General features: G+C 54.8%; 8 protein-coding genes. 6 read left to right on the forward strand and 2 right to left on the reverse strand.

Annotation, left to right across the window (positions count from 1 at the left end; all coding sequences use genetic code 11):
- The first annotated feature begins 540 nt into the window (after positions 1 to 540).
- The 6 genes from JI735_RS18010 to JI735_RS18035 all read left to right on the forward strand — a co-directional run bounded on the left by JI735_RS18010 (position 541) and on the right by JI735_RS18035 (position 9,096).
- Positions 541 to 1,488: an ABC transporter permease gene (locus JI735_RS18010; RefSeq protein WP_083886927.1), complete on the forward strand. Its 948-nt coding sequence runs from the start codon at positions 541 to 543 to the stop codon at positions 1,486 to 1,488.
- A gap of 15 nt (positions 1,489 to 1,503) precedes the next feature.
- A complete protein-coding gene (locus tag JI735_RS18015; RefSeq protein ID WP_039838666.1) occupies positions 1,504 to 2,409 on the forward strand; it encodes a carbohydrate ABC transporter permease in 906 nt (301 codons plus the stop codon).
- Between the two features lie 91 nt (positions 2,410 to 2,500).
- Positions 2,501 to 4,168 carry an extracellular solute-binding protein gene (locus tag JI735_RS18020; RefSeq protein WP_039838665.1) on the forward strand — a complete coding sequence of 556 codons (1,668 nt, stop codon included), beginning with the start codon at positions 2,501 to 2,503 and terminating at the stop codon, positions 4,166 to 4,168.
- Between the two features lie 266 nt (positions 4,169 to 4,434).
- A complete protein-coding gene (locus tag JI735_RS18025; RefSeq protein WP_202676261.1) occupies positions 4,435 to 5,577 on the forward strand; it encodes an SGNH/GDSL hydrolase family protein in 1,143 nt (380 codons plus the stop codon).
- Between the two features lie 150 nt (positions 5,578 to 5,727).
- Complete coding sequence (locus JI735_RS18030) at positions 5,728 to 8,055, forward strand: glycoside hydrolase family 95 protein (protein WP_202676262.1); 2,328 nt, start codon at positions 5,728 to 5,730, stop codon at positions 8,053 to 8,055.
- Positions 8,056 to 8,640: 585 nt separating this feature from the next.
- Complete coding sequence (locus JI735_RS18035; RefSeq protein ID WP_157771489.1) at positions 8,641 to 9,096, forward strand: GNAT family N-acetyltransferase; 456 nt, start codon at positions 8,641 to 8,643, stop codon at positions 9,094 to 9,096.
- A gap of 246 nt (positions 9,097 to 9,342) precedes the next feature.
- Here the strand turns inward: JI735_RS18035 and JI735_RS18040 are convergent, their stop codons facing one another.
- Both JI735_RS18040 and JI735_RS18045 read right to left on the reverse strand, forming a co-directional pair.
- Positions 9,343 to 10,842 (reverse strand): amidase, encoded by a 1,500-nt coding sequence (locus tag JI735_RS18040; protein WP_202676263.1) that lies wholly within the window; start codon positions 10,840 to 10,842, stop codon positions 9,343 to 9,345.
- A gap of 287 nt (positions 10,843 to 11,129) precedes the next feature.
- Complete coding sequence (locus JI735_RS18045; protein ID WP_039838655.1) at positions 11,130 to 12,782, reverse strand: cellulose binding domain-containing protein; 1,653 nt, start codon at positions 12,780 to 12,782, stop codon at positions 11,130 to 11,132.
- Positions 12,783 to 12,838: the final 56 nt, after the last annotated feature.

The raw sequence follows: 12,838 nt of genomic DNA on the forward strand, positions 1-12,838 counted from the left end.
CCAGCCCATTTCCCTCCGGGCAGGAGAATATGGCATTTTTAAGTGTACTTTTTCCACCTAAACCCTCAAAATTGCTGTTTTCGGCGGTATTAGGTTCACTTTTTCCACTTGGGCTTACCTCCTCTCCTGGTTGGGGGAGTTGGGATGACAGAGGGAAGCGGAGGGAAGCAGCGGTCCTCCGGTAAGAGGGATGCAGGGTCTCCTGGCCATCCCAGGAAAAAACGGCTGTATTGTCCATTCCGGACGGTGCAGCCGTTTCTGTTCGGGCGGGAGCCTCCAAAAATGTATCCGCTTGCAAAAATGCGGAATTCAGGCCGTCCCAGGAAGTGTTGCCCCCATAAAGCGGGCAATCTGTACGCAAAATACGGAAGTGTACCTGTTCAAGACCGGCCGGTATCCCCTATGATCAACTCGTGTAGAAAGCGCTATCACACATACTGTCAGACACCAAGCCGTATGCTTCCAAAGCAAGTTGGGCTGAAGTGAAATCAATGGAGCAACAACTTTAAGGGGGGGATTCAACTGGATAAAGAAATAGCTATGAGCACCCGCACGGTGCCCCGGAACAAAGGCCAGGGCTGGCTGCATACCGCCGGAAAAAAAATAATGAAACACTGGCAGCTGCACCTGCTTGTGATCCCGCCTTTGCTGTTCTTTGTAATCTTTAAGTATTACCCGATGGCGAACGCTGTCCTGGCTTTCAAGGATTATAACGTGATCAAGGGGATCTGGGGCAGCCCTTGGGTAGGCCTCAAGCACTTTGAACTGTTTTTTGAAAATCCGCTGTTCTGGACACTCGTGAAGAATACCATTCTGCTGAGCGGTTATCTGCTGCTGGCCGGGTTTCCGATCCCAATTCTGCTCGCGCTGATGATCAATGAAATCCGTGGCGGCCGGTTCAAACGGTTTGTCCAGCTTGTATCGTTTGCGCCGTATTTTATATCCACTGTGGTCATGGTTTCGATCATTATGCTGTTCCTGGCACCGCGTCTCGGGTTCGCCAACATTGCGCTGAATTTCTTCGGCCTGAACTCGGTGAACTTCCTGGGCGAGCCCGGCATGTTCCGCTCGATTTATGTCTGGTCCGATATTTGGCAGACCGCGGGCTACAGCGCCGTAATTTATCTGGCCGCACTGGCCGGGATTGATCCGACCCTGTATGAGGCGGCCAAGGTGGACGGGGCTTCAAGGTTTCAAAAGATCCGCCACGTGGATCTTCCCGGGATTGTGCCGACGATTGTGATTATTCTGATCCTGAATGTGGGCAACGTAATGGCGATTGGTTTTGAAAAAGTCTATCTGCTGCAGAATCCGCTGAATATTGCCAATTCTGAGATCATTGCCACCTACGTCTACCGGATCGGCTTGCTGAACGCCAACTACAGCTTCGCGACCGCAGTCGGTTTGTTCAATTCACTCATTAATCTGGTTCTGCTGGTTACCGTGAACGGACTGGCCAAACGAATCACCAATAACAGCATCTGGTAAGAAAGGAGTTCCTGTATGGCAGTTTCGGCAGCAGTTCCCCAAAAAATTAGAGAGTCCGCCGGTGACCGGATATTTCTGGCTATAGTGTACACTGTGCTCATCCTTGTAGTCATCGTTGTGCTGTATCCGCTTATTTTCATTATCAGCAGCTCCATCAGCAGTCCGGCGGCCGTCACCTCGGGCCGGGTCTGGCTCTGGCCGGTTGATATCTCCTTCAAGGGCTTTAAGGTGCTGTTCAGCACGCATGAGATTATCAGCGGGTACGCGAATTCCATCTTTTATACGGCAGCGGGAACGCTGATCAGTGTGACGCTGACGATTATGATCGCGTATCCGCTGTCGCGGAGAGCTTTTTTTGGCCGCAATGCGCTGATGATGATCATTACCTTCACGATGATCTTCAGCGGCGGGCTGATTCCCACCTACATGGTCGTCAGAGAGCTGCATCTGATCGATACGCGCTGGGCGCTGCTTATCCCCAATGCCATCTGGGTATGGCAGGTGATTATCGCCAGATCCTTTTTCCAATCCTCCATCCCCGAAGAACTGCTGGAAGCCAGCGAGATTGACGGCTGCAGTGATATGCGGTTCATCCGCAGTGTAGTGCTGCCGCTGTCCAAGCCAATTATCGCAGTTTTGGTGCTAATGTATGCTGTGGGGCAATGGAATTCGTATTTTGACGCCCTGATCTATCTGAAGTCGGCAGATCTGTTCCCGCTGCAGCTGGTGCTGCGCAGTATCATTATCCAGAACAACACTGCCGGGGCTATGGATGCCATGGCGATGGTGGAGCGGCAGCAGATGGCCGAATTGCTGAAATATGCGCTGATTGTCGTCGCCACCTTGCCTGTGCTTGTCATTTATCCTTTTGTGCAGCGGTATTTCGTACAGGGCATGCTGGTCGGCTCAGTCAAGGGGTAAGAGAAGCTATAACCGGCAAGGGGGTGAGGCCGTTTTTTTCGCAGCAACACATATCCACCCTGTCCAACTTAAAAAAGGGAGTTGATCGGCTTTGAAGAAAAGTTTGTTGGCTTTGTTAATGCTGGTAACGGTATTTTCCCTTGTGGTCAGCGGCTGCTCGGGCAAAAACAATACAGAAAGCCCGTCCGGCACAGCAGCCGGCAGCGGAAATGCCGCAGATGCGTCCAAGCCTGTAGAGGTCAGCGTGTTTGCCGTACAGGAATCAGGGATTGATATCCCGACCAATAAATTCACGGCATTTGTTCAAGACAAGTTCGGCATCAAGTTCAACTGGCAGATCAATCCCTCCGACGGTGCCAAGGAGAAACGCCAAATTTCACTGGCCAGCGGCGACTATCCCGATGCCTATCTGCTCACCGCCTACATTGATGAATTTTCCCAGGGCGATGTGCTGAAATACGGCCAGCAGGGCGTGCTGGTTCCGCTGAATGACCTGATTGACAAATATGCGCCCAACATCAAAGCGGCCATGGAAAAACATCCTGAAATGAAAACGCTCAATACGGCGCCGGACGGCAATATCTACGGGCTGGGCGCCTATGCTGAATGCTTCCACTGCTCGTATCCCAACAAAATGTGGATCAACACCGAATGGCTGAAAAAGCTGAATCTGAAAGAGCCGAAAACCACGGAGGAGTTCAAACAAATGCTGGAAGCCTTCAAGACAAAGGACCCGAACGGCAACGGCAAGGCCGATGAAGTGCCGCTGAGCGGTTCGACAGAAGATTTCGGCGTGCGCATTATCCCTTATCTCATGAACAGCTTCGTTTATGATGATGACCGGAATTACTTGAACATGACGGATGGCAAGGTCGAATCGGCCGCCATCAAGCCGGAATGGAAGGAAGGCCTGAGCTATATCAAGTCGCTGTATGATGCCGGTCTGATTGATCCGGGAGCCTTTACCCAAAATGCGGAAGCCTTTAAAAAAATCGGTGAAAATGCGGATGCGGAAATTCTCGGCGCAGGCGCGGGCATGCATCCGGCGATCTTCATCAACATCGACCCGGGCAATACCCGCTCGGCGCATTACAATCCGCTGGCTCCGCTTACCGGCCCCAAAGGTATCTCGTACACGACCCATGACGCCGGAGGTGTATCGCCGGGAGCCAAGTTCGTCATCACCAACAAAGCCAGTGAAGAAGCAAAAGTGGCTCTGATCAAGATGGTGGACTACATGTTCACACCGGAAGGCCAGACGAATGCGGCCAGCGGGATGAAGGGCATTGACTGGACCGATCCGGCTGAAGGCGATGTTGCGCTCGGCAAGGATGTCAAACCAGTGATCAAGCAGATTCCGATGGCGGAAGGCGAAGCGCCGCGCAATGCGGGCTGGAGCGGAATGGGGCATTTCTACATGCCGAAGGAATACCGCGACACCTTCGTCCAGGCGACGGACATCTATGCCTCCAACGGGTACGAACGCAGACTGTATAATGCTTCCCTGCTGTACCAGGGCCATGAGCCCAAGGAGCTGTTCCCGATCTGGTCGATCTGGATTGATCCGTCAGAGATTGATGAAGCCAGCATGCTGCAGACCAACCTGAGAAACTACATTGAGCAGAACGAGCTGCAATTCATAACCGGCAACAAGGATCTGAATAAGGACTGGGATGCATATGTCCAAGGCCTGAAAGACCTGAAGCTGGACCGCTACCTGGAAATTCTGCAAAAAGCATATGACGCTTCAGTAAAATAAAGCTTGTATGGGGGAGTCCGCCAGGGCGCTGAATTGCGTCCAGCGGCCAAACCTTTTCCCATAGGCAGGCGAATGCAGCATAAGCGCCGACTCTGGTCTTACAGAAGCCATCCTGAATACAGCACGAGCGCCTGTGCTTCGCGTAGCAGTGCCGGCCTGTCAAGGCCGGCACTGCTGTTTCAATATAAGTTGAACTGGATGGCTGCCTCTTCATCGATTCTTCAATTTCAATCTATTTATTATGTATTTGAACCGGAGGTGAAGTCATGGTTCATAAGAACAGCGTCGGCAGCTCCAGTATTTCGCCGCGCCGGGGATTGCCCGGCATGCGGAGCAAGCTTGCAGGAACCGCCCCGATTACAGTCGCCTTTCTGGGCGGCTCCATTACAGAGGGGGCAGGCGCTTCGGATGCCGGTGCAACCAGTTGGCGCGCGTTGACCGGACAATATTTGCAGAGTGTATACACGGGCCATCCGGTGCGCTGCATCAATGCCGGAGTCGGCGGGACCACCTCTACATTCGGGGCGCACCGGCTGCAGGAGCATTTGCTTCGCGAAGGTCCGGCCGACCTGCTGTTTGTCGAATTCAGTGTCAATGACGGGGAGGACCGGGAGGAATCCGTACGCGGCATGGAAGGGATTGTCCGCCAGTGCCGGCGGCTGTCGCCGGAGACAGAGCTGTGCTTCGTGTACACAGCGGCTGACAAAAACCTGACCGGCTATAAGCCGTTCAACATCGCGGTGCATGAGGAAGTGGCTGAATATTACGGCATTCCTTCAGTGGATTGCGCCGCCAGAGTGTATACGATGATCCACACGGGCGAGCTGGATTGGAAGAAGTTTGCCCCCGACGGCTATCACCCGCTGGACGCGGGACATGCGCTGTATGCCGGCTTGGTGCGGGGTTATCTGGAGCAGGCGCTTGTGCAGGACAGGGTTTTGCCTGTCGGCGGGCTTGAAGAGCGGACCACGCTCCCCGTTCCCCTGGACAGCCGGAACTATGAATATGGCCGGATGCTGGATTTCAGCACCGCCCATTATTCCGCAGCTTTTCATATGGGGGAGCTGCAGCCCGATGAGCCGCTGATGAACTGGAGATTCTCCACAGCACATGCGTGGACAGATGATCCGCAGGCGGCCTTCACCTTTACGGTGTCCGGCCAATGTGCCGGACTGGTTCTGCTGTGCGGACCGGACACAGGGATATTCGAATACTCGCTGAACGGCGGGCCTTTTACTGAAGTGAATCTGTTCGATGACTGGTGCCTGCAAGCGTACCGGCCTGTTCTGGCGCTGTTTCCTCTGCGGGAAAAGCGCGGCGGGCTGCTTATTAAGGTCCGCAATACGGAGCGCAAGGACAGCCGCAGCACAGGTACCGGCCTTCGGGTGCTGAAGATGCTGTGCAGCTGAAACGGTGCCTGCCGCTGCGCTAGGAGTAGAGACTGACAAGAGTCGTTAAATGAGGGGATGGATCGGAAGATCGTTGCAGATTTTGGATGCAGGTTTGAAAAGCTGCGTACTGGGATTGTACAGACTATCATACAGACAGGAGAATATGGGATGAACGATTTTAAGCTGTGGTATTCGACCCCTGCATCGGGCTGGTCCCAGGGATTGCCTCTGGGCAACGGAAGGATAGGCGCAGTGGTGATGGCTGCCCCGAACCGTGAGGTGTGGAGCATAAGCGAGGCCACCTACTGGTCGGGACAGCCCGATCCGGAGCCGGCTTTTGCAGGGGGCAAGGATGTGCTGGAAGAAATGCGGCGGCATTTTTTTGCCGGAGATTATGAGGCGGGTGACCGTCTTGCCAAGCGGTATCTGCAGCCGAAGAAGCAGAATTTCGGCACGAATCTCGGAGTATGCGAGGTTGTCATTGCTTTTGCAGAGCAGAATCAGGAGTCCGGGGAAGCCGGAAGCTTTCGGCGAGAGCTGGATTTGACAAGCGCAGTGGCAGGAGCGGTCTGTCAGGGAAACGGATCAACACTGTACCGTGAGGTCTTCGCCTCGCATGCGGATCATCTGGTGGCCTCTAGAATTTGGAGCGGTCATCCGGGTGGCGTATCTTTTACACTGGGTCTGAAGGGGGGGACTGCATCGTTCTCAGTCTCAGGTGTGGACGACGGCACACTGGAATTCAAAGGCCGGGCGATAGAAGCCATACACAGCAATGGGGCTTGCGGAGTATGGGCCAAGGGTTTGGTTAAGGTGTCCGTATCCGGCGGTACGGTTCATAGCAGGGATGGCCGGATTACGGTCACTGGAGCGGATGAGGCACAGATTTATTTTGCCGTTAGCACCGATTACCGCCGTAATGGGGCGGACTGGGAAGCGAAGAGCTGCCATACGCTTGAGCAGGCGATTGCCAAAGGTTATGACCAGCTTAGAAAGGAACATATCGCAGATTACACACAGCAATACAGCAAAGTGAATATACAGCTGGGTCTTTCAGGCAAGACCAGTCTCCCTACAGATCAACGCATTCAATTACTAGCCAAGGAAGGCGGTGCGGATGATCCGCAGCTGTTCGCCCTGTTCCTGCAATACGGACGTTATCTGACTATCGCCGGCTCACGGGGGGATTCTCCGCTGCCTATGCATCTTCAGGGCATCTGGAATGATGGGGAAGCCTGCCGGATGGGCTGGAGCTGCGACTATCACCTGGACATCAACACCCAGATGAACTATTATCCTACGGAGATTACGAACCTGGGGGACAGCCATCTTCCATTGATGCGTTATATTGAAGATCTGGCACAGGCGGGAAGATCCACCGCCCGTAATTTATATGGCAGCGAAGGTTGGGTCGCGCATGTATTCTCGAACATCTGGGGGTTCACGCTTCCGGGCTGGGAGACTTCATGGGGGCTCAATGTCACAGGCGGGCTGTGGCTCGCGACACACCTGATCGAGCATTATGAATATAGCCGGAACCGTGAATTTCTGGAGCGTCACGCTTATCCTGTGCTCAAAGAGGCTGCGGTCTTCTTCCTGGACTACATGAGTATTCATCCCAAGTACGGCTGGCTGGTGACCGGACCCTCCAACTCGCCGGAGAACAGTTTCTACCCCGGCGATCCCGGTGAGGGTGCCCAGCAGTTATCTATGGGACCAACCATGGATCAAATACTGGTGCGTGAGCTGTTCGAATTCTGCCTAAAGTCAGCGGAGCTGCTGAAGAGGGACGAAGAGCTGCAGCAGAAGCTGCATGAAGCGATATTCAAGCTGCCGCCGCTTCAAATCGGCAAGAGAGGGCAGCTGCAGGAATGGCTGGAGGATTATGCGGAGGCGCAGCCGGAGCACCGGCACCTGTCCCATTTGTTTGCCCTGTATCCCGGCAATCAGATTACACCGGACCGGACACCGGAGCTTAGCAGGGCAGTGAGAGTCACGCTGGAGAACCGGATGCTCCAGGATGAGCTGGAGGATGTGGAATTCACAGCAGCCTTGTTCGGGCTCGGCTTTGCCAGGCTGCATGACGGGGAGAAGGCCTACAAGCATGTCTCCCACTTGATCGGCAGCCTGTGCTTCGATAATCTGTTCACCTACTCCAAATCGGGCATTGCGGGAGCGGAGAGCAATATCTTTGTTATCGACGGGAATTTCGGCGGGACGGCAGTCATTGCAGAAATGCTGCTGCAAAGCCGCGCGCATGAGATTCATTTGCTGCCTGCACTTCCTGAGGCATGGAATACAGGCTCGGTGTCCGGGCTGCGGGCCAAGGGGAATGCCGAAGTGGATATATTCTGGGAGGAAGGCCAGTTAAGCACAGCTCAGCTTCGCACCTTCACGCCGGGCATGGTAACAGTCCGCTCGGGTGGACACCGGATCACCTTCTATGCCGAAGCTGGCGGAAGCTATACATTAAACCGCCGTTTGGAGCGGCTGTAGGGAGAACGGGGAGGGGTGATCTTGCCCCCGTTTTTCTCTGTCTGCCGGCTTTGTCCAGTATAAGTGCTCGGCTATAAGCTGCATCTCCCGGCAAAGCTGCTGTTGTCTGCTATAAGCTGATTTCCCGGCAAAGCTGCTGTTGTTAATCCCCCTTTACTCGCGGTTTCGCGCATGTGTTTTTCTCCATGTTCGATTTGGCTGTGCTAAGTGGAATTTGTACCACTAATTTGTGCCTCTTCGGCCTTTTTGCAGATGCTAAGTGGATTTAGTACCACTAATTTCGCCGAAATCGGCTCCGGCTGGTGGATCCGGGAGAATTAAGGATACTTTTTCCACTTAGCACAGCGGATTCAGCTGGTGTAGCTGATTTAAGTGTCCTTTTTACAACTAATGACGGTCAATTGAAAGAGCTGTTGGTCTGCAGAAGCATTCCCTTCACCTGTGGCAGTCCAGCCCGCAGGTCTTTCCACAATGTAACCGGGCGGGGTGCCTGCATCCTGCACTGCCCAAAAGTCACAGTGAAAAGGCTGAACATCCCTTATCATAGGAGAAACCAAATTAGCGTGAGAAGGGAAGGATGAAACCTTGCTGACAATTTGCTCAGCCGGAATAGAGGATTTGGAAGCCATGAGCGCGCTGCTTAGCGAGCTGTTCGCCCTGGAGGCCGATTTTGCCGGTGCCATCAATACGGATAAGCAGAAGGCCGGGCTGGAGCTGATTCTGAACCATCCGGACCGGGGCGTACTAATGCTGCTGAAGAGAGATGTAAAAGTAGTGGGGATGGTGAACCTGGCTTTTGGCTTCAGCACCTTTGAAGGCGGGCCGGTCATCATGCTGGAGGATTTTATTGTCTCTGCGGCTGAGCGCGGAAGAGGGAGCGGCCGGTTTTTCATGGACCGGATTGCCGAGTATGCGAAGGCGAACGGTTTTTTGCGGATCACGCTGCTCGCTGACGCCGGTAATGCACGGGCGCTGCATTTTTACGAGGCTGCGGGCTACCGGTATTCCAATATGAAATGTCTGCGGCTGGGACTAAATTAAGAATTCCGGCTAGAGGGTCCGCTGACTGTCTAGTGAAGTGATTTACCGGGGCAATCTGCCGCACTTTCAGCAGCAGAATGCTCCCGGCTCAGCCGGAAAACAAAATCTGCTGCATTCTGTACAGCAGATTTCTGAGAAAAGGCCCTGTGGAGGCGAAATCACAGAAATCAATTGCACGAAATACAGCAGATCGAGATTTACCGCAGTAATATACGCTTTTTATTGCACAAAATGCAATCATATGAGTTAAGGAAACAGCGGATTCCCCTTCATCCCCACCCATAGCTCCGATTGCTCCAACTGGGCGGCCAGCTGCAGCAGCAGATCCTCGCGGCCTTTGGAAGCCATCACCTGAACCCCGATCGGCAGGCCTGCCGGTGTAAGATGCAGAGGGACGCTCATTGCGGGCTGACCTGTCAGGTTGGCCAGTTGGGTAAAAGGTGTATAGGTCAGGCTTGGCTCGAACATCTCGTAGATCATCCGCTGCTGTGCTTCCTTCGGAAGCTCGCTTATATGCAGCAAAGCCTCTATTTCCTCCGGCTGCTGGGTAAGCTCTCCGATCTCAGGCGCTGAGTCCGCATTGGCAGGTGTGATATACAGGTCATAGCGGCTCAGCAGGCCCGCCATTTGCGCAGCGGCCACATCCCATTCGTTCAGGCTGTGCACGAATTCAGCTGCCGTGACCTTTTTACCGGCTTCGCCGAGCACCCAGGTCACGATATCCACTTCATGTGCCGCTATGCTGCGTCCCATATCATTCTCCAGAGACATAAACATCGCTGCTACCTCTCCGGCGTTCATCGTATAGTAGTTCTCCATCAGCCACACGCCGTTTACCGGACTCAGCTTTTCTTCAACCTCATGGCCTTCAGCCTGCAGCCATCTTACGGTCTTCAGCACCGCAGCCACCGCCTCGCCGGAGACCGGCGTTCCGACAGGGGACGCGGTTGTATAAGCAACCCGCAGCTTGCGCTGCAGGGGCCTCATAAGGTCGTCCCGATAGACGCCCGGATACAGCGGCGTCTGAAACGCGGCCTCCGGCTGCAGGGTCTGCAGCAGATCAAGCATGGCCGCGCTGTCGCGCACGGAACGCGTCAGCGCAAAGTCAATCGAGGCCCCCTGCCACTGGCGGCCGACTCCAGGCCCCACCGGCGTGCGTCCGCGCGTCGGCTTCAGCCCGAACAGGCCGGTGAAGGAGGCAGGGATGCGGATCGAGCCGCCCCCGTCGCTGGCACCCGCCGCCGGTACGATACCGGAGGCTACCGCTGCGGCGGCCCCGCCGCTGGAGCCTCCCGGCGAGCGGTCCGTGCTCCAGGGATTCCGGGCAGGCCCGTGCAGGAGCGGCTCGGTGATATTTTTCAGCCCGAATTCGGGGGTATTCGTGTGCCCCAGAGGAATAAAGCCCCCGGCTCTGATACGGGCGACGTAATTGGAATCCCGCTTCGCGATATTGTCCTTCAGCAGAAGGGCGCCGGAGGTCAGCGGTTCGCCGCCGATCGCCTGGGAGATATCCTTCAGCAGAAAGGGGACGCCGGCAAACGGCCGGGACGGATCATCGGGCGGCATCGTGTCGGCTTCCTTCAGAGCCGCTTCGCGGCGGGTGCGGACAACGGCGTTCAGGAGCGGATTCACTTCGTCCAGTCTGGCGAATGCGGCTTCTACAAGCTCGCGCGGCGAGACTTCGCGGGCCCGGACCAGCGCGGCAAGCCCCAGCGCATCATAAGTGGAATAAGCGGATAATGTCATGATGATAACCTCTTTTCGGCAGGGACGCTTTAAGCACGGGTCCGCTGATCTTTAGTATTGGAAATCGTGTCTTGTATGTACCGTGATCTGGTGGGCATGCAGTGATGCTTCTTGCATTATACACCAGACGGCCTTGATTTGAAGAACCGGAGGCGGGCTCTTGTTCCGGCTGGTGCGGGCTGTGCGCAAAAAGGGAAGCACCGCAAGCCGCAAGCCGCTGCTGGTACTCCCCTTTTTTCACGCTTTGTGGAGGGATTTATATAAACTCAGATTATATGCGCCCGTGCTTAGGGCTGTACACCCGAAACCAGAGTGCCGTTTTGGTACAGGGTAACATGGTCCCATAGGCTGTAGGCTGTTTTGGAGGCATCGAAGGAGTAGTCGTTGTTTTCGTTAAAATGACTCCAGTCGCTTTTGAACAAACGAAGCTGAATATCCCCGGTCTGTTCTCCGGGCTGGAGATTTCCCGCTCCTGAGGTAAAGCCGACTTCCACGTAGGAATCTGCAGACGCGGCATTTGCCGTTCCAAAGGTAAGCGTTAGATTGGCCGTACCCGGCTGTGCCCAATCTATTGCGCCGTTTAGCGCCTGTACCCCGTCTTTGGTGAAATAGTAACGGAGCTTCAGCCCGCTTAGACTGACGGCGGAACCGCCGTTGTTTGTGATATTGAAATGGGGCTTGATCTGGTTGTCGTTCACATTCGTATCCGCCGCCCGGTAGTACAGTGCAAGCGCTCCGGGTGTTTCTGTTGGAGTCGCGGTTGGTGTAGCGGTTGCAGTCGGCGTAGCGGTCGCGGTCGGTGTAGCAGTAGGAGTTGCAGTTGGTGTAGCTGTAGCCGTAGGTGTTGCAGTAGGTGTCACGGTAGCCGTTGGTGAAGGTGAAGGTGTAGGTGTAGGTGTTGTCCCGTTGTCGGGTACAGGCACGTAACCAGGAGTGGTGTAGATTTTGTTGAGCACTGAAGTTGCCTTTGTGCCATAGGGGCCGTTCACAACGGATTTCCCCCAATCCGACAGGGTGCCGGCGGGACCGCTCGCCAAATCGAGATATTCGACCCCGCCGCCGTTTCCGTACCAGGACCATGCCAGCCAGCCGACCCCTTTTTCCTGCGAATAGCTCATAATGGCTGCTTCATCGACGTCTCCGCCCGAATGCTTCCAGCCGAACTCCCCGATGATGACCGGCACGCCAATGGCCAGGGCATTGTCAATATTGCTTTTTACCGTGGCGGCTGACCCGCCGGAATATTCGTACATATGAATGGAGAAGATCGTATTCGCAAGGGGATCAGAATTGAACACGGCATTCCCGCTTGTAAAAATAGAGGATGTGTACTGTCCCCAGCCTGCAGCATCGACGACCAGAGTATTTTTGATGCCGGCTGCCCGGAGGGCCGGGATGGCGGACTGATAGCCGCTGGCCCAGGCCGGCGTGCTCCAGGAGCCGAACCATTCGTTAGCGATATTGACGATGACCCGGTCTTCCTTGCCGATGAGGACATCCTTGATGCTGATCCAATAATTGACGGCTGCGTTCAGCGTGGAAGTGTTATCAGAACCCGTCGCATCATGCACCTCAAGCATGGCGGTCAGCTTATACTGGTCGCAGAGCGCCAGGATGTTCTGCACATCGGACAAGCTGTCAGGGGACCACTGGCCCCCATTGGAGAGTACGATACGGACTGTATTTGCGCCAGTAGCCGCAATCGCGGGAATGGCAGCCGCCAGGTCGTTTTTGTACCAGGTGTGCGCATGATTTACGCCTCGCATGACAAAAGGGCTGCCAGTGGCATCTATTAACTTGGTACCGCTTACATGAAAACCCTTGACTGAAGTTCCTGCTGCTGCCGCCTGCTTCTGTGGGATCGAGAGGGAGAGGATAAGGATAAACGTTAGAGCCAAAATACCAATGATCCGGATTGAACAGTGCTTACTCGCTTGCATGGATAGTTCCTCCTTATAACGGATTTGGATTTGCTATCTATATCTGCATACTCCCA

The sequence above is a fragment of the Paenibacillus sonchi genome, assembly GCF_016772475.1.
Lineage (GTDB): Bacteria > Bacillota > Bacilli > Paenibacillales > Paenibacillaceae > Paenibacillus_AQ > Paenibacillus_AQ sonchi.